The organism is Phycisphaerae bacterium (assembly GCA_024102815.1).
GTDB lineage: Bacteria > Planctomycetota > Phycisphaerae > UBA1845 > UBA1845 > JAGFJJ01.
The window spans coordinates 26,678-52,418 of the sequence record JAGFJJ010000010.1 but is presented as its reverse complement, the minus strand read 5'-3'; the positions used below and the strand labels follow the sequence as shown (position 1 = coordinate 52,418).

Here is a 25,741-nt window from a genome sequence, read left to right as displayed (position 1 = left end):
CAGCTACCCGAGATTGCAAGGGCACTACACCCACACTGTACTAACTCAAGTACCATAACGATAATCCGCTGGGGGATCGCTCCCCGTACACTCCTCGGGCAGCACGTCGGGGTATTCCACCGCCGATGTCCCACACGTCGGATCAGCCTCGATATCCACTGTCTCAAAATCGAAACCCTCATTGGTGATAGCGTCGCAAGGGGTTTCGTCGCCGTCGCCACTGGAAGTGATCCGAAACTTGAGACTTGGCCGGCCGGGCCCGGAGTCGTACCCGAGGGTACCGAAGCCCGCTTCAGCCAAACGCTCTAGTGCAGCCTGGGCGTGTTCGGGATCATCCCGATACTGCCGGGGGCCTCGGGTGAGATCACGCACAGAGCACGATCCCCCACGTCGAGTGATCCACTCTAGAAGCTGGCGATACTCACGCTGTGCATCCGTCTCGTTAAGCAGGGCATACACCCTACCGGCTTCACACTTGAGCCAATCCGTGAACGTGATCGCCCGTTGCATATCCTCGGGGCCGATGCTGTTTACGGGGGCGTTGTGATCCGCTGCACGCACACAGGCAAAGATCAGGGCCAACCGAGCACACACACCCCGGAGCTTTGCCAAGTGAGCCCCGAGATCGTCGTTGGAGATCTCCACCGTCTCTTGGGCATGGGCGTTGTGCCAGGGTATCCACAAGGCCTTAGCACTATCGCCGAGGGGTAGGTACCGGGGCCTCGGGTTGCCGTCGTCGTCGATGCCGGGCAGGAGCCCCAGGAGCATACCGAGCAGGCTCCCCCAACGAGATTCTACACCCTCAGCCAGCTCGGCTTCCGTCCATACCGGAGCACGCTCGGGGGGGTACGTGAGCAGCAGCCTAGCGAGTAGGCCGGATTCACGTTCCTTGGCACCAAAGTAACGCCGCAGAATACCGGGCTGTATGCTGCCGAATATGCTCACAGCCGCACGGGGGATGAATATCGAGTCTCCGCCCTTACGATCGATCACAAGGGGAGTTGCGTCGTACATTGAGAGCCAAGCCCCGGAGTCCGAGCCCTTACCGCCGCTGGCATAGCGGTCGAATGAGCCTACCCAGCTTGCAAGCTCTTCACGCACAGCGATCAGCCCGAGCGGATTCTCACTATGCTTGGCACCCACGGCCTCAATGGTTATGTCACCGATGAGCACGCGTCTCTGTTTAGGCTTCTCTGGACGTACCGGGGGATCAGTAGGCGGGCCTTTTTTTTGAGCGGCCTTCCACGCCGCAAGCTCGATCCCGTACCGCTCTTCAGCTATAGCGTGCTCAGTCATCGCCTCGGCGAAAGCTTGCCGATCTTGCTGATAGAGCTGCACGAGGGGGCGTGTGACGGCCTTGACTACCGGGCTCTTCGTCACGCCGGATCGGCCTACGATCCCGCCCCACAATATCGAGGGCTCCACCCAGCCCCCCTTGAGCAGCACAGCTACCCGATTGCCTATGCACCCCGCCGCCGCTGTGAGCACACCGAGGGTAGCGTAAGCCGGATCAGTAGAAGTCGCCGAGGAGATCGCCGTCACGATCTCCAAGAGCCTCGGGGGGAGGGCCTCGACGGGGCACGGCCGCCATGCCGGGATATCGATTTTCAAACTCTCTGCACTGGCGACGGTGACAAAACCCTTACTGGCGGGGTCGCCACGGGGGGTTTCGTTTTTCGTCGCCGCTATTGCCGCTACCCAGGAGCGTGCAAAGTAATCTTTTCGCCCGTCGCCGAATTTCGAGAAACCGGAGCACAGGGCTTGTGCATGTTCTTGAGTGCATCCCGCTCGATACAGTGTGCAGAGTGCTCCGTGATCCCGCCGCGAGCGATCTCCGTCCCCCGGATCGGCCGCCAGCATTTCCATCGCACGGCCGACCAGGGCGTGATTGACGGGGCCGCGATGCTTGCCGTTGCCGTCCGCCGAGGGCGTTGGAGCCGCCGGCAACTCGGGCAGAAACTCCAAGAGCCGATCGAAGTCCCACCGGGGGCCGTCGAGCTTCACGATTGTGCAGGGGCGTGCAGGATCATATTTCGCGTTGAGAAAGCCCGGCAGTCGCAGCACCCTTGAAACGTCGCACACGTGATCCCCGCCGATCGCTTGTGCGATCCGCTTGTTTGCGTTCTCGACTTTGGCGATCGCCTCGGGGCTGTCGAACTCGATCGGCTCATCGAGTACCCAATAAAGGTGAGTGCCGCCGCCGCTGGATATGATGATCGTCGGGGGGATGCCCAGCTCGTTGCATCGATAGGCAACTTCGTCGGGCGTCATCCCGTCGAAGTCACCCCACAGTGATCGAGCCCGGGCAACGTCTTGTTTCTTCCCCCCCTTGTGCTTGCGAGCACACACCGAGAAGTAAATACCCGCCCGCTTCACCGAATTGCCACCGATCATATTCGCCACGGCCGCCGGGCTCGGCTTTGCTAGGGTAGTCCAGCTTCGATCGACGGTGCCATCGGGATCGATGATCCGGAACTCGATGAGATCATCCGGCTTGAAGATCAGCCCCAGGAGCTGGCGAGCTTCGGGGGGCAACTCACCAGCTCGGGGCCGTTGCGGGGGGGAATTGGGATCAGTATGATTCACCTAGTCATCACTCCGCCCGCCGCCTGTATGGGGCGGGTTTCTCATTAGTACGGGGTAATTGCTTCGGCACTGGCCTTGCTTGATACCTCGTCTCCAACCCCACACCAGCGATACCCCGCCAGTCGCTCACGCTCACGAGCGAAGTCCGCTTCGGACATACTCCGCCAGCCGCCGAAGATCGTGCCCACGTTCATGCCCCAGACAGTCTTGCAATCATCGCAGCAAAACACAGGCACCACAGGATCACGCCACGTCAAGTCGCCCACCTTGTTGCAGTCCGGGCATCGGCCGCAATAAACGCTCATGTCGGCCGCATCGTCATCGGCCCCCAATGCAAGCTTAAACAATCCGCCCCCGCCCGCGTCTCCGTAAATTCGTTGTGCCCCCGATTGGGCAAGTGATTCGGCCATTGCGTTGTTGCGGGCGATCGCCAGGCAGTCGCCTTTCCGCAATCCGATCGCCGCATTCAGGAGTGCGACGTATTGAGCGAGTCGCAGATCGCGTTGTTCGCCGCAGCGTCGGCACAGTGAAAAGAGCAAGTTTTCGTGAAAGAATGACAGCCCGAAGTGCTCATCCTCGGCAAAGCTACTATTGCAGGAAACGCACGTGCTGAGGTTATCCCACGGCTCCGCAATCACGATCTCGGGCATGGGCACGCAAGCAACCTCACGATAGCGGGCCTTTTTGTCGGCCGCCTCCGCCGCGTCCAGCTTTCGCAATGAATCCTCGGGATCGAAATTGCACCCGGGCCACCACGTCTCGCAGTCATCGCAGACGTAAACTTCGTCTCTCGGATCGGGGCCATGCCAGCCCGAACATCCCAAACAATCCGGGCACACAAAGTGTGCCTGCCAATTCGGTTTCAGTCGTCCACGTGCCATTGCTATCCTCTCGAAAATCACCTATCACACCGGCCACGCTGCCGGGTTTCTTGTTCAAGCCATCGCTCGATTGTCGAGCGTCGCCATCGAAGATTGCGTCCGATGCACACGTCCGCGTCGGGGAGCCGCCCGAGGGCACGCCAGGTTCGGAGCGTTCGATCGGTGCAGTCCAAGAACTTGCACAAACTCCGTGAATTGAGCAGGGGATCGCCCATAGGATCGGGTGTCAACCGGATGTCACTCACTGGCCGGACCCTCCTGCTTCGAGGGCTCCGCCGTCGCACGTTGTATAAGGGCTTGCTCTACCGCCTCGGCGTTGAATCTGAGTTGCCGCCCAACCTGTAAACAGGGAATCCGCCCGGCTCGGGCTTCAGCTTTTAGCCAATCGGCGGGGAGCTGGAGCTTGCGTGCCAGTGCCCGTAGGTTGTCGAGCCGTTGCGTTTCCATGCCCGAAGTCTACCGGGCACGGTGTGTACTAAGAAACTATCTCAAAAAGCCGTTTCCTGTCGATATTGGCGTCATGGACTTTTTGGAAGGAGCCATGGATGGCCAGAATGAAACGGCGTGTCAAACGGTTGGAGACCGTCTGGGCGTGTCCGGACGATCTCTGGAACGATTATGTTCAGCCGGTGTTGGAGCGGTTGGATGCGCGCAAACCGGGGCCGGGTCGCAACCGAATCGATGCCCGCAAAGCATTGAACGGCATCATCTATCAGTTGCGCACCGGTTGTCAGTGGAACGTGCTGCCCAAGCGGTTCGGCGACGACAGTTCGGTGCATCGCACAATGCAGCGCTGGATTGAACAAGGCGTGTTTGCCGAAATCTGGTCGTTGCTGATCGAGCATTGTGATGAGCTCGATGGCGTAGACTGGCAGTGGCAGAGCGGTGACGCGGCCATGGGCAAGGCGCGCTTGGGGGGGACGAAGTGGGCAAAAACCCGACGGATCGTGCGAAAAACGGCTGCAAGCGCAGCGTGATTGTCGAGGGCGATGGCGGTCCGCTGGGCGTTGTTGTCGCGGCAGCGAACGTGCATGACGCCAAGCTGCTGGAGGCGACAATCGAAGCGATCGTTGTCGAGCGTCCTGATCCGGACGACGAGGAACAACATCTGTGTTTGGATAAAGGCTATGATAACCCGACCGGCCGTGCGGCTGCGGTGAACGGAGAATACCATCCGCACATCCGTCGGATCGGCGAGGAGAAGATGGACGACCGATCTCGCAAGACAAAGCCAGCACGACGCTGGGTTGTGGAGCGCACGCTGGGCTGGTTGAATCGTTGCCGCGCGATTCTCGTCCGCTACAACAAAAAGGCGCACAACTACCTCGGCTTGATTCAACTGGCGTGCCTTCTGCTGTGGTATCGTCGATCATGGCGACTGGCTAATTTGAGATAGTTTCTAACGGTTGACGTTTGGTGATTTCTGGTGATTCTCGATAGAGTTGGGCGGAGCCAGTCGATAGGTGCCTTTAGCGGCTTTGACGATCATCGTGCCCCAGGCGGGATGATTCTTGCCATTCTTCCGAAAAGTGTGCAGTAGCCGATAGCGATCTGCAATGCTGCCCACGGCCTCGCCAAGCGTTTCCTCGGCCACAGAAAGCCCGCCGCGTTCCCACGCTTGCCATAGGAGCTTGATCGCTGCCGCTTGCGATTTGGTAAAGTGAAATACTCGCTCGCCCCACAGCACACTCATAAAATCATCGGAGTGCGTAAACCGGGCAGCCTCGGGCGTGCTTGCCCCGTCGGCCGCGTACCGATACTTGACGGCGTCACCGATTGCCGTGTCGATCTCGGTAGCCGATGCCGGGGGCTCGTTCGATCGCCGGGCGTACAAGGCATCGGCCGCGAACCTGAGGAATAGCTCCTCGATTGCATCGACCTTGCCGGAGAGCAGCGTCGGGCCGTTGGGAGCAAGAGATCGGCGAGCACGATCCGCCGCGTCGCGTACTTTGCCGCACAGCTTCCCGAGGGGCTTCTCGCGTTCGGACAGCTCCCACGTCGAGCCCTCGACGGGGCCGGGCACCGTCACCGTGCCGTGATCTCGGATGAGTCGCCTTACTTCGTCGGCCGCTTGGGCCACGTCAGCCAGGAATTGATCGAGCATGGTGCTACCCCCCTAAGGGCGGGCCCGGGCCGAGGGGATCGGGGGATAGCGTCCGATCTCCACTCGGCTCGGTTCGGTCGGGATCAGCGACCTACCCGCTTACAGTTTACCCACCGTCCGCCGTCGATCGAATCATCGCCATGATGCCAGCCCGGAGAGCCTCGGGCAGCCGGGGCCACGCCCGCACCAGGGCCGCCAACTCGGGATCGAGGGCCTCGGAGCATATGTCTCGACATATGTCGTTTTCAGATCGCTTGTAAGTGCTTGATTGACGGGGCTTTATGGACGTGTCGTGGGGGTTCGAGTCCCCCCAGCCGCAATTCAGAACGAACGACGCCTCCTATTGCCTATTGCCTATTGCCTATTGCCTTTCCCTACCCTTCATGCTCCGTCGATACCGTCGCCTCCTCGTTCTCTTCTTCCTCCATCCGCGACCGGATCGCATCCCACTCCTCGAGCGTCAGCGTCACTTCCCGCGCCTGCGAGCCCTTGTAGTCTCCGACGATTCCCGCTTCCGCCATCTGGTCGATCAGCCGCGACGCCCGCGAATAGCCGACGTTGAGCCGCCGCTGAAGCAAACTCACGCTTCCGCGCCGCGACTCGAGAATGATCCGCACCGCATCGTCGAAGAGCGGGTCACGCAGGGAGAGGTCACCTTCCTCGCCCGGCGTCTTGATCCGCACCAGTTCCGGATGGAATTCCGGCTTGGCCCGGCTGGCAAGATCATCCAGGACGGCTTGGACCTCCCTGTCGTCCAGGAACGTTCCCTGCGCTCGCGTCAGCTTATGCATGCCCGGCGGCAGCAGCAGCATATCGCCCTGTCCCAGCAGTACCTCGCCGCCGTTCTGGTCGAGCACGATCCGCGAGTCCAGCCGCGACGCCACGCGGAAGCAAATCCGGCAAGGGAGGTTGGATTTGATAAGCCCCGTCAGCACCTTCGCCTCGGGACGCTGCGTCGCCACGATGATGTGGATCCCCACCGCCCGAGACTTTTGCGCCAGCCGCGACAGATGATGCTCGACTTCCTTGGCCGAGGTCATCATCAGGTCCGCAAGCTCGTCGATCACGATCACGATGAACGGCAGGTGCGTTGAAATCTGGGCCTTCTCTTCATCCGTCGTCGGCTCCATGCGCCGATACAGCTCGTCCGCGCCCAGCCGGTTGTACGAAGCGATGTCTCGCACGCGAGCCTCGGCCAGCAGTTCGTAGCGCTCGTCCATTTTCGTCACGGCCCATTCCAGGATCTTCTCCGCCCGGGCCATGTCCGTGACGATCGGACACATCAGGTGCGGCACTTCCTTGAACTGACTCATCTCCACCATTTTCGGGTCGATCAGAATCAGCTTCACATGGTCCGGCCGTTTGGTCATCAGCAGACTGAGGATGATCGCATTCAGGCACACGCTCTTTCCCGATCCCGTCGTGCCCGCGATCAGCAGGTGCGGCATCTTGGTCAGGTCCGTCACCAGCGCCGCGCCGCTCGCGTCTTTCCCAAGAAAGAGGGGCAGGTTCTGCTCCGACGCCTTTTTGCCCGCCATGGTCATCAGCTCTTTCAGGCGGACCTGTTCCTTTTGCAGGTTGGGAACCTCGACGCCGATCGTGTTTTTCCCCGAAATCGGCGCCACCACGCGAATGGCGTGTGCCTTCAGCGCCCGGGCGATATCATTCGAAAGGGCCGAAATCTGCGAGACCTTCACACCCGAACCCAGCCGCAGCTCGAACATCGTGATGACCGGCCCCGTGTCGATCTCCACGACCCGCGCGTCCAGCCGGAACTCGCTCAACGTGCCCTCCAGGACTTTGGCCTGCTCCCGCACGGCCGTTTCCTGCTGGGCGCTGAAGTTGAACTGCGGCGCCTCCAGAAGATCCAGCGACGGCAACCGCCAGTTCTCGATCTGCTTTGGATAGGGCTCCGCTCGCGCCATGCGCTGCGGACTGGGCATGTTCACCTTGGGACCGGCAAGCGCCCGCGCCGCACGGGCACGAGCGGCCTGGGCGGGCGCCTCCTCCTCCTCCTCCTCCTCGGCGTCGACGTCTTCGTCCAGTTCCTCGTCCTCGTCGATCGCATCCTCTTCTACTTCGTCGACGGCCTCGTCCTCTTCCTCATCCTCCGGCTCCACCGTCCGGCGTCCTCGGCGCGCTGACTTGCGCTCTTCTTCCGCGGCCTCTTCCTCGTCGAAGAGATTCCCTTGAGCGGTCCCGGACTTGTTCCGCGAACCCGATCCCGCCGACGCGCGTGCGCGCGGCGCTCCGAGAAGTTCCTCGGTTTCCTCGGCCGTCACCCCGATCGCCGGTTTCAACACCGATCCCGCCGTCGCCGAAGCCGCCCGGATCACACGAATCGCTTGATTTCCTGCCGTCACGCTTGTCCGCCGGGCGATTCCCGGCAGGCGCAGGACCCATCCCTCGGTGATGAACAGCAGTCCCACGATCAGGCTTGAAACCACGACGATGATCGTTCCCGTCCGATCCAGGTACGTGGTCATCAACCGACCCAGCCCGAACCCGACCAGCCCTCCGTGCCCCGTCAGCGACGCCGTCGCCGTCCCACGGGTCATCAAATACGAGGTCGTGGATGTCGCGCCGACCAGCAGGGCCAGTCCGAAACCGCGCTCCCACAGACTCCCGATGGGCCCCTGCGTCAGCCGCGACAGCGCCATCAGCGTAAAGAACAGCAGCAGGGGATAGGCCCCATCGCCCAGAACATGACGCAGCCAGTACGCTCCGAAAGCGCCCACCTGACCGCACGCGTTCACGGCCGGTTGATTATGCGGAAACTGGTGAGGACTGGGCCAGTCGCCCGGGTTGAATGTCAGCAGCGCCGCCCAGAAAAACAGACATGCCGTCAGCGCCGCCAGAGGCAGCAGGAGCGACCTCGGCGTAGGCAATTCCGCCTCCATGCTGTCCGTCGTTCGGCGACTCATCCCTGGTCAAGAGAGGTGCCGTCAATTGCGCCCCTCATCCCTCCGTGTCCGATCTCTTCTTCCTGTTGCCTGTTGCCTTTCTTCTCTTTCCCTTCGTGGCTCAGTGGCTTCGTCGCTCCGTGGCTTCTTCCCTTGATATCGGCTGTCCTCCGGGCGGCGCTCCACCCCGAACGCGACCGCAGGGCCTAGTATCGGTCTCGCACAAGCGCCCAGACCCGGTCAGCCGACTCGATCGCTTCCTTGGCGTGTTCGTCGAACCAGGCCTTCTTCTCAGCATTGAGAAACAGCAACAGCCGTCCGTTCACGATGCTGAATTGTGTCGGGTCGGCAAAGAGCTTCTTCCGGTCGATCAATGACGCGGCACAATATCCGTTGTATTGCGGCAGGTACTTCTCCGGGTCGGCCAGGAATTTGGCCTTCGCCTCCGCGTCAGCGAACTGGTACGTCCGTCGCGCATAGACGGCGATGAACTCCGGGCTCCCCATCACCGCCTTCCCCTTGGTAAAGTACGAAACGGGGCAGTATCCGATGATCATCGGCTGGTGAAATCGTTGTTCCGCTTTCTCAATGACGCCGGCCGGTTGGGCGTCAAACGCCCGCATCGCTCGCGGGGACAAGAAAAGATACAATTTCCCGTCGATGATCCGGAAAACCTCCGGATCGCCCTCCAACCGGTTTCCGTACGGCCCCCCCAATGTCAGCACGCACCACCCGGACAACCTCGGCGTGTACCTTTCCGGATCCTTCTCGAACATCGCCCGCGCTTCCGCATCGGCGAAGTAGTACGTCTCCCCCAGCCGCGTCAGCTTGAATTCTTCCTTGCCGGGAACCGCCTTTCCGTCCCGGAAGTACGACACCGGGCAATACCCCCCGATCGCGGGCCCACCCGGTTTCCGCGCCCGATCGCTTTCCAGCGACTTCCGCGAGACCGGCCTCGCCGGCTGCCGCTTTCGCGCCGGCTCGATCTGCTGTGCCCAGGTCGTTCCGAAAGCGAGCAGCGCTACAGCCGCCGCTGCCGGAATGTACATCCACCTTCTCGCTCGATTCATCATGTTCGGCTCCAAGCGATGCAGGACCTCGCCTCCGCTTTTCTCCGCCCGGTCCCGCCCAATGGCTTATCGGCGATTGGCTCCCCCGTCCCCCGGATGTCCATGAACTCCGCTTGTGATAAACTCGACGCCTGCCGGTTCGAGCCGTGGTCTGTTCCTGCGCCGCCGAGGTCGCTCATCGCATGACGCGCACGGAAATCATTGTCGTCCTCCGCGACGGCCGGGTCGCCGAGGTCTATTCCCGCCGGGGAGCCCGCGCCGACGTCGTCGTCATGAATTTCGCCGGAGAGCACGATTCCGGCGCCATCACCTCGAGCTCCGAAGTCGTACCCCTCACGGAAGCTCCGTCCGATGTGCTCCGCCTGCTGGCCCGCTTCGAGCACGGTCCGCCGTCCGACGCGTAATAGGCCGGGCCTCGATCAGCGGTTCCCCCCGCAGCATCGGCATCAGGTGCGCTTCAAGAAAACGCCGCCCGGCCCACTCCGCGTGGCTGCCGTGGTGCCCGACGGCCTCCAGATCCTCCGACCAGTGCAACTCGCGAAACTTCCCGTAGTTCGCAAGATCGCTTGAGCTTGCCGCGATCGGCAGCTCGAATCCCACCCGGCCCGCCGACGCACACCACTTCCGATCGACCGTCCCAAAAACCGACGTTCCCACGCCGAGGATCAACCGATCTCGATGGCTGACCAGCGCGTAAGCCCTTTCGACGCACTGCAACGCCGGCCCGAGATTATACCCCGGCGAAAGCGCAGGACATGCAAGGATCAGTGTTTCGACGACAGCCCGGCCGCGCAGCGCCTCCATCGCGAACACCGCGATCCCCGAACCCCCGCTCACCGCCAGCACGTGAATCTTCGCTTCCGGGTGTGCTCGCCGCACCGCCAGGATCCGCCGCGCCAGTTTCGCCGCCTGCACCTTGTTACGCCGCAGCCACATCAGATCGCTGAGCATCTCGCCCATGACCGGCGTCTGCCAGCGAAACACGATCGTTCCCGGAGCATCCGTCTCCGCCGCAAGCGCCGCCCGTGCCAGCACCACGCTCAGTTGCAGACCGCCGACGCCGTCGAGCAGGAACAGCGCCCCGTGCTCCAGCGAGCCGTCCACTTCGGGCAATCCGAACTGCCTCCGCAGCGCGATTGCCTCGCGGACCATCTTCAATCTTGACCACAACGCCCGCATAGGTTGCTTCGCACTCGCTCTTGCCTGCTATTGCCTACTGCCCATTGCCTGTTGCCTTTTGCCTGCTGCCTCTTCTCTGCTTCGTACCTCCGTGCCTTCTTCCTATTGCCTATTGCCTGCTGCCTATTGCCTTTCTTCTCTTCCCGTTCGTAGTTCCGTGCCTACGTGCCTTCGTGCCTGCTCCCTCCCATCACTTCCTTCCGTCCCAATCTCTCCAGATACCGCACCCGGTCCGGTGCGAACTCGAACCGGCACACCGGCATCATCTTGCACCATGTACACGGCGAGGTCGTGCCCGTCATCCGAAACGGCCGCACCTCTACGCGACCATCGATCATCGCGTCACCCAACTCCCCGATCCGCCGCAGCGCAATCGCCATGATCTTGTCGAAACCCGCCGCGTCCGCCCCGTCGCTGCGATCGATCGCCGCGATGTCCCCGTCCTTCTTCCATCGAAAGTTGTAGCACGCCGACTGCCCGCCGGACCCGATCATTTCCAGCACATCCACATGGTCGCCGAGCAGCACACCACGCGGTTTCCCCACGCCGCTCGCCGGATCCTCGTCGTCGTCCCCCTTTTTCGCATCCGGATGCACCACCGATTGATACGTCCGCTCCAGCGTCACGAAGAACGCACCCACCGGACGAACCGGCCGGCCCGCCAGCGCCTCGCCCCGCGCCGCCAGCACCAGCAGATACGCCGGCAGTTGCAGCGACAGCCCGTGAAACACCTGTCCGAGATCAAGCGTGCGATGCCGCGTCCGCTTGTAGTCGATGACCACGCCGAGCATCTCCCCGGCCAGATCCGCCAGATCCACTCGGTCGATATATCCGCGCACGAGCATCTTCCGCCCATTCGGTGTCGACACCTCCAGCGCCGGCAATGAGCCCGGCTCGTCAAATCCGAAACCCAGTTCCACCGCCGCAGGCCGCATGCGACCCGCACCCGCTATCCGGCGTTGCGCCTGGAGGATTCTACGCAACTCCTCCGCCGTACGACGCAACTGGTAGCGATCCCGCGCCTGCGATACGCGCGCCGCATCCTCCAGTTCCTTGCCCACGGCCGCGCATACGTCCTCCACGACGCCGCCCAGCGCATCCTCGTCCATCGCCACAAGATCATGCTTGCGACTGATGATCTCCTGAACGGTTCGCTCCAGCACCGCGTGATGCACCCGGCCCATGTCCACCGCCGCCATCTCCGACGTCTGCCGCTCGCGCAGCCGCAGCGAAAACCGCGCAAAGTGCTGGAACGGACACGCCGCGTAGGATTCCAGTTGCGAAACGCTCATCCGTAGCGTGCCGCCAAACAGCGTCTGCACGGATTCCGCGGTCAGCCGCGCCTCGCGCTCCGCCCCCAACGCCCGCAACTCGTAGGGTGCGTCCCCCGACGAACCATCTTCCTCGCCGCCTGTTCTCTCCGCATTCCCCATTCCGCATTCCGCATTCTTCATTTCCCCCCGCAGCGACTCATACAGCCCATTCCACGCCCCCCGAACGCCTTCTTCATCTTCCGCCCGTGACGGCCGGTTCCGCATCTCCATTCCGATTCGCCGCGCCGCCTCTTGAATCGTCTGAATGTCCCAGAAGCTCCGCGTCCGAACCGGATCGCCCACACTCGCTGTTTCCAAACCCGCAACCGATCCCTTCACCGCCTCGACAAACGGCGATGCCCGCAGCGCCCGGCCGTCGTCGTCCGCCGCCGCCCATGTGATCACCATGCGCTCACTCGGCCGCGTCAGGGCGATGTACACCAGCAAGCGCTCGTCGAGCAGTCTCTCCCGCGATGGCGGCGCCACGCGCAATCCGCGCCCCCGCAGAAACGTTCGATCCTCGTCGTTCAGAATGGCGTCTTCCGCGATACGTCGCGGGAACATCCCGTCGTTGAACCCCAGCAGCACCGCCGATCGGATGTTCGGATGCCGGCTCCGCTCGATCGATCCCACCAGCACCTGGTCTACCATCGGCGGCGCCAGCCCCAGCGTCAGCGCCGCCAGGCCGTGCTCCAGCACACGGGCGAGTTCTTCCGTCGCCAGTTCTGTCTCCGCGAACGCGCCCTCGAGATCGTCCAGAAACGCCGCCACGTCCCGCCACGCCTGCCGATGCTCGTTCGCCTCGTCCGCATCCCCCCGTCGCTCCGCCTCGGTGCTCCACGCGGCAAGCGTTCCGGCCGCATTCAGGTGCTTGAGCCACGACCGAATCGCCTCCGCCCACGCCGGCCCGCTGAGCACCGCCTCCCGCTGCACGACGTCCAGCCACGGCTCCAGTACTCCCAGTATGCTCTCGCGCGCTTGATTCACCTGCGCCGCGAGCGCTTCCTCGTACGCTTGCTCACGGTGCATTCCGCGATCGCCACCGGCCTCCGTCCACGCCGGCCACGCTTGGCGCCATGCCTCGATCCCCTCGATACCCCGGGCGATCAGCGCGTTCTCCAACGCGTCCGCGTCCGAAGCGCCGAGCGGCAACAAGCCCGTTTTGAGCAGCGTCCGCATCGAATCCAGGGGCAGGTCATCAACGACCAGCTTCACTGCGCAGCGAAGCAGTTCGACGATTGGGTGATGCCCGATCGGGCGCCGGCGATCGATGAAGTGTGGAATGTTCCGCGCGGAAAGGGCCGCCGTGATCAGATCGTGATAGGGCTCCAGGTCCCGCACGATGATGGCCGTGTCCCGCAGGCGGTGGGGGGGCGCACCATCCTCGCCGCGCAGCCACTGACAGATCCTTGACACTGCATACTCGACCTCGACCCGCCGCGTTGGCAATTCAACCAGCTCGATCCCGCCCAACGAGCCGCAGGCTTCAGCCTGCGCGGTCCTTCCGATTACGCTTGCTTCGCGCGCTCGTTCTGAGCCTTCGTAGGGTGCGTCCCCCGACGCACCACCTTGTGGTCTTTCCTCGGACCCACCCGTCTCAACCCGCGCGTCTGCTCCGAGCGCTTCTTCTTCCGCAATTCCGAATTCCGCATTCCCCGTTCCGCAGGGTCCGCTATGCGGATCGTCTTTTTCTATTCCTTCCCCATTCACAATTCCGCATTCCCCATTCCCCGTCCATCGCGCCTCCATCGTCGCCAGCATCGAACCGTCCCGAAACCGTCCCGGCCGACCCTTCAGCAGCAGGGGGGATTCGATCTCCACGCCGGCTTCCGCAAACGCCTGCTCCAGGTCTTCCCGCGTTTCCTCCAGCCGCCGAAACAACCGCAGAGATTCCAGCTCCCCGCCCGACCGTCCCGCCGTGTGCATCGCCCCGGGATCGCCCATCAGGCAGATTTCAACCCGCCGGCAGACCTTCCCCAACTCCAGCAGAATCCGCATCTCCTGCCGGCTCACCGACGCGAACCCATCCATCCACAGCAGCGCCCCGCTTAACCACCCGCACCGCGCGATGCGCTCCCGCGCCAGATCGAGATACTGCGTCGGATCAACCCGGCTGTCACCCAGGTAATCGAGATAAGCTCGATACAACCGCGCCACATCCGCCAGCTTCGCCGCCCGCAGCGGATCATCCCCCCAGTCTTTCTCTTCCCCTTCGTTCCTCTGTGCCTTCGTGCCTCCGTGCCTTTTTCTTTCTTCCCCTTCGTGGCTCCGTGGCTCCGTCGCTTCGTCGCTTCTTCCTCCGTGCCTCCGTGCCTCCGTGCCTCCGTGCCTTCTTCTTTCTTCTCCTTCGTGCCTCCGTGGCTTCGTGGCTTCGTCGCTTCTTCCTCCGTTCCTCCGTGCCCTCGTGCCTCCGTGCCTTCTTCTAACCAACTCTTCCGGCCCCACGCACTCCTGCATCAGCTCCGAGATCGTTCCCCCCAGTCGCTCCAGAAACCCGCCCAGCCGATCCACCCGCCGGTAATACTGAAGCTTCTTCCCGTGCACGTGTACGAGGTGCCGCAGCACCATCGCCCGCGCCGGCTCGGACAGTGCCATCCGGTCCGAACCGCCGGTCGATTCCAATACCTTCATCGCCAGTCGCCGGAACGACAGCGCTTCCGCGCGATGCGCAGCCCCCACGCCGCCCGACTCCAGCAGCGACCGCTCCGTTTGCAGCGCCGCCTGCTCCGGAACCAGTACGATCAACCGTGGCCCGTCAACCGGACTTTGCTTGAGGTTCTCCCGGACGGATTGCAGACAGTAGTGCGTCTTGCCCGTGCCCGCTCGCCCGATGATGAATCGAACCGACATGACCCCGCGTGGTATCCGACCGCCCCCCGACGGTCAACATTCCCCCCGGGGGCCTCTTCTCTTCCCCTCCGTCGCTTCGTGCCTCCGTGCCTTTTTCCTCTTGCCTACTGCCTACTGCCTATTGCCTTTCTTCTCTTCCCCTCCGTGCCTTCTTCAGAACTTCACCCCGAACACCGGCGCCGCGATCAGCGCCGCCGCCATCGACACCACGAAAAACGTCACCACCCACACGTTCGATCCCGCAATCCACGATGGATTTGCCGGATACAACACCTCGATTTCTTCCACGCCCGACTTCGCCGGCAAAGGCCGCTCTACCGGATGCAGCAGCCGCGCCGTCCACGACGCCCCCGGCCGCACCGCGCTCACCTGCCTGATTCCCTCGCCGACCACCAGCTCCTTCCGAATTGTCAGCGGACCAACCGCGAAATCGAGATTGCAACGCCCGGCCTCTTCCGCCCGCAGCCGCCACCACATCTCCCCGCCCCCCGGCACCGGCCCGACCTCCACGGCAAACCCCGGCCCTGCCTTCAACACCACCGGCCGATCGCCAAGCCGCGCCTCGTCGACCTTCATCCGCACCTGAACGACTTCCCCGGGCCGCACCGCGCGCCACTGGTAATGCACGCCCATCTGCGCCAGCACCAGCAGCATTGGAAACAGCAGGATCAGAATGGGCATCAACACATGCCATTGCAGCCGCCCGATCGCCTTTAGAATCCGCCACTGCGACCGGAACGTCACGTGCAACTCATCGCGATAGAGCTTCAGTGCCAGCAGGTTGGCCTTGATCGCATCCTTGGCCCGCGCGATCCCCGCCTGATTGGACAATCGCCCGAACAGCGGCACCATCACCACGCCCACGATTACCGACAAAATCACCAGCCCCGCCCACGCCGGTATCCACCCTAGCACCGCGTAGACCGCATCCCCGATCGTCGTCGTAACCGGGTTCACGAACCCGACGATGGGGGAAAGCAACGGGTTGGCCACCTGATCGAATCCGCCCCAGGCGCGCTCCGCCAGCCACGCGATCGCGCCGCCCAGCCAGCGAACCGCCAGCGCACCTTCGATCAATACCCACTCGACCGCATCCACGCCCTATTACACCCTTGCACTGTCAGCCTATAGGACCGATTTCTCTGTCACTTCTTTGTCGCCAATTCCACCTTCCGCATTCCGCATTCGCCATTGAGCATTCACAGATCATGGGGTCTGCCCCGCAGACCGATTTCTATGCTATGTCTTCATTCCACATTCCGTATTCACCATTCCGCATTTCTATTCCAGGTACCCCAGCCCCTTGAGGCGATCGATCACCTGCTGTTCGTCGGCCGCGCCCTCACTCCCCTCGATCCGTTCCAGCTCCCGCTCGATCACGTGAACGACGAACTCCTCCGGCGTCGCGTACCCCGCGATCTCCGCCACCCGCTTCACCCGATCAAACACGCTGTCCTCGATCTTGATCTTCGCCACAATCACCTCTCCCAGTGCTTTTCGTTCATGTAACCGAGCATCCCGCTCCGACCATCTTCCTATTGCCTATTGCCTATTGCCTATTGCCTATTGCCTATTGCCTATTGCCTATTGCCTATTGCCTATTGCCTATTGCCTATTGCCTATTGCCTATTGCCTAGAAGCCATTTCAAAACTGCCCGGCATCTGGCCCGGGGCTACTGAAAACGCGGTGTCACAGGGGTTTTGAAACAGCTTCTATTGCCTTTCTTCCCTCCGTGGCTTCGTCGCTTCGTGGCTACTCGCCAAACACACTCTTCCCCTGCATCGCCTCCGGCCGCGCCACGCCGAACTCCTCCAATATCGTCGGCGCCAAATCGATCAATGCCGGGTCAGTCCGCGTGATCGGCCGATTCGAAAACAGTACCCCCGGAACCTCGTCCGACGCAATGCAATGGTCCGCGCTCCATGCCGAGTGATTGTCCGTCAGGATGGAATCCGTGATCTCCCCCAGCGTCGTCGCCCACGACGCCCGAAAGTCCCGGTAATACCCGACGATCAGGTCCGGCGCATTCGCAGCTTCCGGCCCGTCATAAACCTCACTTGTTTGATAGACGTACTTGATCACCGGCCGGCCGTCGACCGGATCGCGCACGCTCAGCAGCTTCTGCGAGATCTCCCGCAGCAGCGCCTCCTTCTCAAACGGCTCGACGATCCCCAGCTTCTCCCGTCCCTTCAGATTCAGGTACAGCCCGTTCAACCCCAACCCGTACGCCCGCGTCCGACTCCAGTCCACCGCCACCGCCGCCTTCTCATCGGCGACCGACGTACAGTCATCCGGCTTGATGTACCCCTCCTGCCGCAGCCACGTATTCAAATGGAACTGCCGCTTGAAATTGCAGAACCCGTGGTCCGAAAGCACCAGCACCAGCGCGTCTTTCCCATACTGCTCGACAATCTCTCCAACCACGCCGTCCATCGACCGGTACAGGTCCTGAATCACCTTGTGGTACCTGCGTGCCTCGGCCGGCGTCCGCGTCGGATGCGGCTGGTCGCTGTCCCACCAGAACATGTGCGCCTGGAGGTCTGTGCTCGAGAAGTAAAAGAACAGCAACCCGCCTTGATACTCCTCCCGCGCGAAGCCCAGCAACCGCAACCGCTCCGTCAAGACGTTATCCGCCTGCTCGCGATACTCCGCGTCGTTGAACACCTCGTTGGACAGCGCCTTGTACGCCTCCTGAAATCCCGCCGTGGGGAAAAGCCCCAGCCGATCGTAGATCTCCGTGACGAATGCCTCCGGCTCGCTCACGCGTTGACCGGCCGGGTCGCTCGGATCGATATGAATCTGCGAAACGAACAGCCGGAAGTTGGGCCGCACCTCTTGCAGGAAGAACCGGCAGATCCCGTTCGCCTTCGCTTTCGGCAGGAACGGGGGCATGTCCATGTCGAATACGACCCGCTTCCACGTGCTCCACTCACCTTGCCGCAGCAGCACCGTCTGCCCTTGGATCTCGATCCGCGCCGTCGCTTCCGAAGGATGCCGGTAGATCACGAATGGTACGGTGGAGGGCACCGTCCGCCCGTCGGCATACGAGTTGGCGGGCCCCTCCAGAATCCCCGACGCCCGATCCTTCACGAACACCAGCCCTCGCCGAATCCCGCCGTCCTCGCGCGTCACCCGTGTCGTGTCTTCGGAAAAATACTGGTACGTCCCATACGTCCCCATGAGGTCGGGAACGCCCATCCCGCTCATGCACTTGGCATTCCCCGCCGAAGACAGCGTCGGCGGGTAGTTGGATGGAATGTCGTAGAGCCGGACCGCGATCCCCGCGCGATCGAGGTAATCCCAGAACGGCGTTCCCCTCCGCATGAGCACCGTCTCGGTCGGCTTGTCCCCGAACGGCCAGAACGTCAGCGGGAGCTTGTGCTCGCCCACCACCCAGCCGTCCTCGCTCTCGATCGTCTTCGCCGCCGAGTAATACGCGTCGATCTGCTTGGCCGGGTCACGGTGTACGAAGTCGAAGATGCCGTGAACCCCCGGCCCCGCACCCGTGATAAAGTTCGACCACGCCACCGGGCTCTGCGGTGGTATGCTCGTACCCAACGGCCGATACCCGCCGCGGTCTGCCATCGCCTTCAGATTCGACAGCTCGCCCTCGTCCATCAGCCGTTGGCACATCCGCGGATCCATGCCGTCGAATCCGATGACCACGACTTTCCGCCGCGCGGGATCGACCGCCTGCGCGCCGCTGCCCGCCGCGCTCGATTTCGCCGCCGAACGACTGCACGACGTCAGACCGATCGCCGCAGCCAGGCCCAGGGCGGCAACGACACTTCGTGTCAGCATCGCGACGTTAAGCGGCCTTCCCCTCATTCCGTTTGACCTGCCGTTTGGGCGCGCACTCCATTGCCGGAGAACGTGCCATCGATATCCGCCACCTTGAGCGCCGCGCCGTCCATGTGCCGGGGGACATCGACGCCGAACAGATCGAGCACCGTCGCTCCCAGATCCATCAGCCGAGGCCGCTCGTCAGAGATCGCCCGGTTGCAGAACAGCACACCCGGCACCAGCGTCGGGTCGATACAGTGATCTCCGCTCCACGCCTTCATGTTGTCGTGGAACAGTGCGTCGGTGACTTGCCCGATCGCTGCCTCCCAGCTCACCCGGTAGCCTCGTTCATATCCCAATATGATATCCGGCGCGTCCTCCTTGTACGGCCCGCGATAGATCCGGTGCGCGTTCATCGCCCGCCGCACCGCGGGCGCGCCTCTTTCCTCGTCCTGCAAGCCCGTCAGCCGCGCGCACAATTCGTCGCGCAGCACCGCCGCCTCTTCGGGTTCGACCACCCCTTGGGACTCCCGGCCTTTCACGTTCAGCCAGATTCCCGCCAGCCCCAGGCAGTACGCTCGCGTGTTCTCCCAGTCCACGCCCGCCAGATACTTCTTCCCCCGCCCGTCCGGTTTTAGCTTCAGATAGCCGTTCTGCTCCAGCCATACGTTCAGATCGATGCCCCGACGGAACGGCGCGAACCCATGATCCGAGACGACCATGAGCAGTGTGCGATCGTCATCGCACGCCTCCATCGTCCGTCCCACGAGATCATCCATCCGCTCGTAGAGCTCCTCGATCGCCTTGCGGTGCTGCACCGGCGCCTGTCCCGCATGCGCCGGATGATCCGGATCGATGTACCGCCAGAACATGTGCTGGATACGATCCGTGTTGTCGAACACGCACGTCACCAGTCCGCTCCGCACTTTCTCCAGCGCATCGAAGAACATCTCTTCGCGCTCTTGGTCCGCCTCCAGGCATTGGTGCAAAAAGTCATCGTCGCTCAGGATTTTCGCATTGAGTCCCCACGTGTCCTCCGCCAGTCCCAGTGTCGCGTACATCCCCTGGTTCTTCGCCAGGTACGTGGAGAACACCGTCGGATGCGCGATCGCCATCGCCGGCCGCTCCGGGTCGATCTGGATCGGCGTTACGTACAACTCGACCTCCGGCTCTGTCGCTTGCAGCAGGAACTCGCAAATGCCCCTTACTTTCACCCCCGGGCCGGCGCGGAACGAGACCCGCACCCACGGCGTATACTCTCCCCGCGTCAGCGAAATCGACTCCCCGTTGACCTTGAGAATCGCCCTGTCTTTCCCCGTGATGCGCAGCTCGAAGGGGCACTTCAGCGGCCCGCCGTTTCCTTCCGACGAAACGCTCGGCCCCACCAGGTGTGACCGGATGACGTCACCCTCGCGCCGCACGCGGATCTGCTCGCCGCCGATGTGCTCCTCGTCGGCTTCAGATCGTGTCGTATAGAAGCTGAAGGTTCCCTGGCTGCCCCGCAGATCCGGAACGCACATCGCCGAAAGCAGCACGCCCCGAAACCGCTCCGGCGGAAACGTGATGGGCACGCGAATGATATTGCTGAAAATGCCGTGCTCGCCGAGCACGTTCCAGAACGGCTTGCCGCGCCGAAGCAAACGGATCTCCGGCTTTCCCAGCGGCACGGACCACCGCCCGATTTTCATGGTCCGGCGCGGGCCATGAATGCTCACGGAAGAAAGCAGCGGCAGATAGGTGCGCTTATCCCGCGTGAGGAAGTCGAAGATATTGTGCTTGCCCGGGTTGCAGCCTGTGAGAAAGGTGGACCAGGCCACTGGAGACAGTGGCGGGGCCGTCGTCGCCAGCTTCTTGTAACAACCCTGCTCGGCGAGCCGTTTGAGGTTCGGCATCCGGCCCTCGGCCATGAACTGTTCCGCCAGGCTCGGCTCCATGCCGTCCAGACCGAGAATCACCGCTCGCCGAATCCGCGCCCGCGACATCGCCCGCCGGCTGCGCATGAATCGGAAAAGCCATCGAATCGGCCAGAGGAAAATCGCCGCGAGACCGGAAAGAAATGCAAAGAAGAATGCGACGACCGTCGAGCCGACCGCGAATCCGGCGCCCGGTCCGATGTAGGCCTGAGCCGGTGAGCACCAACTCCCGACGACGATCAACGCCAGGACGATGATCCACGCCTTGATTCGCGGGGGACCCAACGGGGATGAATGCCTGCTAATCACAATACTGCCAAGCAAATGTCACAATGCCGGATGATCGTGCGATTCATCACGCGCGTCCAGAACGCGCTGGGTGCATCTTGATGCGCCTCTTGATCAGCGCGAATCGGTGGCGGGGTGCGTCCGGATGCGCCATTTCACCAGAATACGCGCCGGACGCGCTCGGATTCCCGAAAAGACCAGCGGTGGCTGTTATTGAAGTCTGACTGGTTCGAAGACCCGTGCACGATGAATGAACGACTTGAGCAAAAATATCACAGGCCTGTAAAAAGGCGTGCGGCACCCCGATTGAGAAATTGGCGCGGTCTAAGGGTGCCGCAGCGAGTGGAAGCTTGGTTATTCTGGCAATCTGCGCGATTCTTTCGGCCCTGCCTTGATCGCGCATCCGCCTCATACTATACCCGTTCATCGTCCAAGGTCAACATCGACAAGATTTCTCCCAAGAATTATTCGCTGCCGTCCTAGATTCGCCGTGACACGATCAAAACTAAGCGGTGACCGAGTTAGACTTGGGATGGCCGACTTTCCGGAAACGACGCAACGCGGGTCGGCGCGCCTCGGCGATTGTGGAAATAAATCCATTGGAGCTGCAATCGGCAACTCCTGCCGAGTGTCTGGTCGTTGTCGAGCGCTTCCCCGGATGACCGAGGGCCGGCTCTGTAACAGCGTCGAGGGCTCGCGCCGTCCGGCGCGGTTTGGACCGGCGGTGGCGGCCGAGCAATCGTCCGCCGTCCGGTGACCCGGAGGGGAAAGGTCTCTCGTACCGATAATGCACACGCCGGCGAGGTGTAGTTCGAGCACGCGCGGGCCGTTCATTTTTTCCCTGATTTATCAACCAGCCGAGAAGATAGCCGGTGGCGTCGGCGGGGCGCGGCCGATCGCCGGAATCGTACCCTGTTCTAGAGAAACAACCTGCACATGCGGTTCCGGTACGCCCGCTCGATTCCGATGAATAAGAGGCCCCGAGGCCACTCGGTGGCGGGCCCGCCCCGATTACATCCTGGAGAGGCAGCTCAATGAGCCAGCTCAAGATCGGCAATGTCGTCAAGGTAGCCAGCGGCCGGGTGGACGTCGTCATCACCACCCCTGAGCTCAACCTCCTTCACGAGGAGCGGACCTACCGGGTGGGACAACTCGGCTCCTATATCACCATTCCCATGGACGACCGCACCCTGGTCGGCTTCGTGACGGGCGTCGGGCGGCAGGAGATCACCGTCGTCGACGTCGAGCCGCAGATGATCATGCACGTGCAGCTCCTCGGCGAGATCAAGGCCGGGCGCTTTGTCCGCGGCGTCAACGAGTACCCCATCGTCGGCGACGATGTCTGGGTCGCCGTCAGCGGCGACTTCGAGAAGATCTTCGGCAGCTTCGACCAGCTCCTGGCCGGTTCCAAGTACCCGCAAAGCTTCACCCTCGGCCGCTTCGCGCTCAATCCGGATTTCGAGGTCAAGGTTCTCGGTACGGAGCTGTTCACCAAGCACGTGGCCGTCCTGGGGAACAGCGGTAGCGGCAAAAGCTGCACCACGGCCAAGATCATGCAGGAGGTGCTGGATTTTCCCCAGGCCCAGGTCGTGCTCTTTGACATGCACGGTGAGTACCGTTCCGCCTTCTCGGATGAGCACGGGCAGCTCAATGCCAACGTCACCTATCTCGGCGCCGATGACCTTGTGCTTCCGTACTGGCTGCTCAAGTACGAGGAGATCGAGGCCATTTTTCTGGACGAGTCGAACCCGATGAACGTTTCGACGCAGGTTTCGTTCCTGCGGACCGCGTTGCTGGAGTTCAAGCAGGACGCCGCTCGCGAACTCGGCCTCACCAAGACGCTGACGCTGGATACGCCCATCTACTTCTCGCTGGATCGCTTCAAGGCGTACGCGGAGAACCTCAACGAAGCCCGCTTCGTGCTCAACGACGATCACCTGGCCTTCAGCCAGCTCGCCTTGCGCTCGTTGCCCATCGACGAGCAACAGCAGCTCATGCGCACCCAGCGCTGCCATTTCAACCGGGGCAATCCCGAAGGCGAGACGCCGCATCCGCTCTACTTCGGAAAGCTGCTCGGGCTGATCGATTCCATTGACACCAAGTACAATGACCGGCGCTACGAGTTCCTGCTGCGGCCGATGGATCACGGCCTGAAGTCGCGTTATTTCCGCGACCATCTCATCGCTAACGCCAGCGCCGGCCAAACCTCGCTGCTCATGAACCACCTCATCAAGCTGCTTACGGGGCGGGTCGAGCCGCGCTGCAACATGACCATTATCGATTTGTCCGGACTGCCGTTCGAGATCATCGATATCACCGTGGCCGTGCTCACGCGGCTGCTCTTCGATCTGAACTTCTGGACGCCGCACAACGAACGGCATCCGATGCTGCTGGTCTTCGAGGAAGCGCACAACTACATTCCGCGCGATTCGAAGATCTCGTCGTTCGCCCGCACCGCCGTGGAGCGGGTGGCGAAGGAAGGCCGAAAGTACGGCGTGGCGGCCATGATCGTCTCGCAGCGTCCGTCGGAGCTCTCCGAAACGGTGCTGGCCCAGTGCAACAGCTTCGTGACGATGCGTCTGAGCAACCCGGAGGACCAGAACTACGTGGCGAAGGTGGTCAGCGATCACTTTACGGGCCTGATCCAGATGCTGCCGATTCTTCGTCCCGGCGAGGCCTTCGTGATCGGCGACAGCGTGATCATGCCCATGCGCACGCTGGTGGATTTCCCGGCTCCGCCGCCGAACAGCGGCAACCTCGACTTCTTCACGCTGTGGTCGTCGCAGATCCCGCAGGGCGATCTGGACAACATCATCGACCACTGGCGGCGGCAGGACCGCAACGCCGGGCGGCGCGAACTGGACCAGGAGGAACTTCCCCCCGCGATCGCGCCGGAGCTGGCGGAGGCCGGTGCGGCAGCGCCGTCGGCCAAGCCCTTGCCGACGGGACCGGTTCCGTTCCGCAGGCCGGCGGCGCTGGGTCCGCAGCAGCGGTGGAGATGATTGGCGAAGAAGCCACGGAGCCACGAAGCGACGAAGCCACAGAGGGGAAGAGAGGAGAGGCAATAGGCAATGGGCAGTAGGCAATAGGAAGAAGCCACGGAGCCACGAAGCGACGAAGACACGGAGGGGAAGAGAGGAGAGGCAATAGGCAATGGGCACCGGGAAGACGCTCCGGGGGGACGATGTAGTTCCGCGGGCGGGGCGTACACGCCGATCGATTCAAGCAAGATTCCAGTCTTACAATTTGTAGAACGTGCGGCCGTGCGATTTGCGCATGGTCGGATACAATGACGCGTTGCCTTGCACTCCGGACGGTGGCGGAGGGGGTGCGGGTGGTCGCGCGATCGCCACAGGCGATCGGGAGGAAAGTCCGAACTGGGCAGGGCACGGTGGTTGGTAACGCCAACCCGGCGCAAGCCGAGGGAAAGTGCCACAGAAAAGACACCGCCCAAGCCGCCGGGCGACCGGCGGACGGCAAGGGTGAAAAGGTGCGGTAAGAGCGCACCGCGCGGCCGGTGACGGTCGCGGCAGGGCAAACCCCACCGCCAGCAAGCCCAAATAGGCAGCGAGGAGCGGCCCGTTCCGTCGGCCGGGCTCCGGCCGTAAGCTGCGGGTAGGGTGCTCGAGCCGGCGGGCGACCGCCGGCCCAGATACATGACCGCCGCCCCGAGTGATCGGGGAACAGAATTCGGCTTACGCACCCCCTCCGCCACCGTCCGGCGTTTTTTCACTTCCGGGATCGCATCCCATCGTGTCGAGGCATTTGCGCGGGTTGACGAAGGCAGTTCGGGGTAGAAATTCGCCTGCGCGATTGCGCTGAGGCGTTGGGCTGTTGATCTGTGTTGGCGGATTGGTACAGGCATGCGAACCGCGTGTCCGGAGACACGCGAACCGCATGGCATACAGGCTTTCGCCGGAATGACGAGCGGCGAACCGCATGTCTCACAGGCCGGCGGGTCGGAGGGGGTGCGGGAAGTTATCGAAATCGGGGTTGCCGCGAAGGCTGATCCTTGACACGTGTTCCCCCGCAAAGCGAGTGGCCTCGCGTCAGGGACAGGAGTCTGCGGCTCGCAGGAGATATCCGGAACATCACCTTCCGGATCGGCGCCGTAGATTTCGCGTACGGCCGTGGTCCATTGATCCGGGATGTTCCGGAGGAAATGGGGGAGTCCGCCGGCGGATGGTGCATCGGGGCCGCTGCCTTCCTGTCCGGCGGTCACGTCATCGCCCGATTCCGCCGGACTGGGCTGCGCGCGACGGCTCTCCGCCAGGACGCGGGCGAGTTTGACGAGGTCCTCGGTGGAGAGTTCCTGCTCGTCGGTGGCGAGGCGGTCGTAGACGAGACCTACGAGCATGAGGAAGGCGCGGCGCTGCCAGAGATCGGGGTGCGCTTCGGCGAAGCGCCCGAAGGTGGAATCGAGGATGGCGGCGATGGAGACCTGCCGGTGGCGGTGGGGGTCGATGGGAACTTCGGCACCGGGAATCTGATTGTGGTGGGCGGGTGACGTCATTGTGGGAGACCTTTTGTGGAAGAAGGCACGAAGGGGGAGAGAAGAAAGGCAATAGGCAGTAGGCAGTAGGCAATAGGAAGTAGGCACGAAGGCACGGAGGCACGGAGGCACGAAGGAAGAAGCCACGAAGCCACGGAGCCACTGAGCCACGAAGGGGGAAGAGAAGAACGGCGGCAGGCAATGGCCAAGAGAGGTGCCTGTCGCCTGGATCTAGGTTGGCGCTGCCCAAGAGCGATGGGATCGCGCCTAAACAACACTGCTCAAGAGCAGTGGCACACATGACTGGGTCCGGGGTCATTCGAGTTCATCCAATCGAGTTCATCCAATCAAATCCAACGACAGCCAACTACGCCGAGG

16 protein-coding genes, 1 other RNA gene and 1 pseudogene are annotated in these 25,741 nt (G+C 62.6%); 5 read left to right on the top strand and 13 right to left on the bottom strand.

Features of this window, described 5'->3' with window-relative positions; all coding sequences use genetic code 11:
- Positions 1 to 45: 45 nt before the first annotated feature.
- The 3 genes from J5J06_02920 to J5J06_02910 form a co-directional block, all read right to left on the bottom strand.
- Positions 46 to 2,535, bottom strand: a complete 2,490-nt coding sequence (locus tag J5J06_02920; GenBank protein MCO6436020.1) for a DUF3987 domain-containing protein — start codon at positions 2,533 to 2,535, stop codon at positions 46 to 48.
- A 95-nt stretch (positions 2,536 to 2,630) separates the two neighbouring features.
- On the bottom strand, positions 2,631 to 3,467 hold the full coding sequence (locus J5J06_02915; GenBank protein ID MCO6436019.1) for a hypothetical protein: 837 nt from the start codon (positions 3,465 to 3,467) through the stop codon (positions 2,631 to 2,633).
- A gap of 17 nt (positions 3,468 to 3,484) precedes the next feature.
- Positions 3,485 to 3,712, bottom strand: coding sequence for a helix-turn-helix domain-containing protein (locus J5J06_02910; protein ID MCO6436018.1), 228 nt, complete (start codon positions 3,710 to 3,712; stop codon positions 3,485 to 3,487).
- Between the two features lie 309 nt (positions 3,713 to 4,021).
- Between J5J06_02910 and J5J06_02905 the strand changes: the two are divergent.
- Positions 4,022 to 4,863, top strand: a pseudogene (locus J5J06_02905) (IS5 family transposase).
- A 3-nt stretch (positions 4,864 to 4,866) separates the two neighbouring features.
- Here J5J06_02905 and J5J06_02900 read toward each other — a convergent pair.
- The 8 genes from J5J06_02900 to J5J06_02865 form a co-directional block, all read right to left on the bottom strand.
- Positions 4,867 to 5,571: a hypothetical protein gene (locus J5J06_02900; GenBank protein MCO6436017.1), complete on the bottom strand. Its 705-nt coding sequence runs from the start codon at positions 5,569 to 5,571 to the stop codon at positions 4,867 to 4,869.
- A 374-nt stretch (positions 5,572 to 5,945) separates the two neighbouring features.
- A complete protein-coding gene (locus J5J06_02895; protein MCO6436016.1) occupies positions 5,946 to 8,495 on the bottom strand; it encodes a DNA translocase FtsK 4TM domain-containing protein in 2,550 nt (849 codons plus the stop codon).
- 185 nt (positions 8,496 to 8,680) lie between these two features.
- Positions 8,681 to 9,547, bottom strand: a complete 867-nt coding sequence (locus J5J06_02890; GenBank protein ID MCO6436015.1) for a hypothetical protein — start codon at positions 9,545 to 9,547, stop codon at positions 8,681 to 8,683.
- Positions 9,544 to 9,927 (bottom strand): hypothetical protein, encoded by a 384-nt coding sequence (locus J5J06_02885; GenBank protein ID MCO6436014.1) that lies wholly within the window; start codon positions 9,925 to 9,927, stop codon positions 9,544 to 9,546. The genes J5J06_02890 and J5J06_02885 overlap by 4 nt, the downstream gene beginning before the upstream one ends.
- Positions 9,878 to 10,696, bottom strand: coding sequence for a hypothetical protein (locus J5J06_02880; protein MCO6436013.1), 819 nt, complete (start codon positions 10,694 to 10,696; stop codon positions 9,878 to 9,880). Before J5J06_02880 ends, J5J06_02885 begins: the two co-directional genes overlap by 50 nt.
- 188 nt (positions 10,697 to 10,884) lie before the next feature.
- Positions 10,885 to 14,886 carry an exodeoxyribonuclease V subunit gamma gene (locus J5J06_02875; protein MCO6436012.1) on the bottom strand — a complete coding sequence of 1,334 codons (4,002 nt, stop codon included), beginning with the start codon at positions 14,884 to 14,886 and terminating at the stop codon, positions 10,885 to 10,887.
- A 153-nt stretch (positions 14,887 to 15,039) separates the two neighbouring features.
- The gene (locus J5J06_02870; GenBank protein MCO6436011.1) at positions 15,040 to 15,984 is read right to left on the bottom strand and encodes a hypothetical protein; all 945 of its coding nucleotides are present in this window, start codon (positions 15,982 to 15,984) and stop codon (positions 15,040 to 15,042) included.
- A 183-nt stretch (positions 15,985 to 16,167) separates the two neighbouring features.
- The gene (locus tag J5J06_02865; GenBank protein ID MCO6436010.1) at positions 16,168 to 16,362 is read right to left on the bottom strand and encodes a hypothetical protein; all 195 of its coding nucleotides are present in this window, start codon (positions 16,360 to 16,362) and stop codon (positions 16,168 to 16,170) included.
- 14 nt (positions 16,363 to 16,376) lie between these two features.
- Between J5J06_02865 and J5J06_02860 the strand changes: the two genes are divergently transcribed.
- Entirely contained in the window at positions 16,377 to 16,523 is a 147-nt protein-coding gene (locus J5J06_02860) for a hypothetical protein (protein MCO6436009.1), read from the top strand.
- Between the two features lie 116 nt (positions 16,524 to 16,639).
- On the opposite strand, the gene J5J06_02855 is transcribed toward J5J06_02860, so the two are convergent.
- The gene (locus J5J06_02855) at positions 16,640 to 18,715 is read right to left on the bottom strand and encodes an alkaline phosphatase family protein (protein MCO6436008.1); all 2,076 of its coding nucleotides are present in this window, start codon (positions 18,713 to 18,715) and stop codon (positions 16,640 to 16,642) included.
- Positions 18,712 to 20,823 carry an alkaline phosphatase family protein gene (locus tag J5J06_02850; GenBank protein ID MCO6436007.1) on the bottom strand — a complete coding sequence of 704 codons (2,112 nt, stop codon included), beginning with the start codon at positions 20,821 to 20,823 and terminating at the stop codon, positions 18,712 to 18,714. Before J5J06_02850 ends, J5J06_02855 begins: the two co-directional genes overlap by 4 nt.
- Positions 20,824 to 21,905: 1,082 nt before the next feature.
- Here J5J06_02850 and J5J06_02845 point away from each other — a divergent pair.
- The 3 genes from J5J06_02845 (at position 21,906) to J5J06_02835 (ending at position 25,378) form a co-directional block, all read left to right on the top strand.
- Positions 21,906 to 23,873, top strand: coding sequence for an ATP-binding protein (locus J5J06_02845; protein ID MCO6436006.1), 1,968 nt, complete (start codon positions 21,906 to 21,908; stop codon positions 23,871 to 23,873).
- Between the two features lie 319 nt (positions 23,874 to 24,192).
- Positions 24,193 to 24,585, top strand: an RNA gene (rnpB, locus tag J5J06_02840) — RNase P RNA component class A.
- 448 nt (positions 24,586 to 25,033) lie between these two features.
- Positions 25,034 to 25,378 (top strand): hypothetical protein, encoded by a 345-nt coding sequence (locus J5J06_02835; GenBank protein MCO6436005.1) that lies wholly within the window; start codon positions 25,034 to 25,036, stop codon positions 25,376 to 25,378.
- Positions 25,379 to 25,741: the final 363 nt, after the last annotated feature.

Bases quoted from the DNA above. Each gene is read 5' to 3' on its own strand.
- J5J06_02915 (MCO6436019.1), bottom strand. From the start codon at position 3,467: ATGGCACGTGGACGACTGAAACCGAATTGGCAGGCACACTTTGTGTGC.
- J5J06_02900 (MCO6436017.1), bottom strand. From the start codon at position 5,571: ATGCTCGATCAATTCCTGGCTGACGTGGCCCAAGCGGCCGACGAAGTA.
- J5J06_02895 (MCO6436016.1), bottom strand. From the start codon at position 8,495: ATGAGTCGCCGAACGACGGACAGCATGGAGGCGGAATTGCCTACGCCG.
- J5J06_02890 (MCO6436015.1), bottom strand. From the start codon at position 9,547: ATGATGAATCGAGCGAGAAGGTGGATGTACATTCCGGCAGCGGCGGCT.
- J5J06_02880 (MCO6436013.1), bottom strand. From the start codon at position 10,696: ATGGTCCGCGAGGCAATCGCGCTGCGGAGGCAGTTCGGATTGCCCGAA.
- J5J06_02875 (MCO6436012.1), bottom strand. From the start codon at position 14,886: ATGTCGGTTCGATTCATCATCGGGCGAGCGGGCACGGGCAAGACGCAC.
- J5J06_02855 (MCO6436008.1), bottom strand. From the start codon at position 18,715: ATGAGGGGAAGGCCGCTTAACGTCGCGATGCTGACACGAAGTGTCGTT.
- J5J06_02845 (MCO6436006.1), top strand. From the start codon at position 21,906: ATGAGCCAGCTCAAGATCGGCAATGTCGTCAAGGTAGCCAGCGGCCGG.
- J5J06_02835 (MCO6436005.1), top strand. From the start codon at position 25,034: ATGGGGGAGTCCGCCGGCGGATGGTGCATCGGGGCCGCTGCCTTCCTG.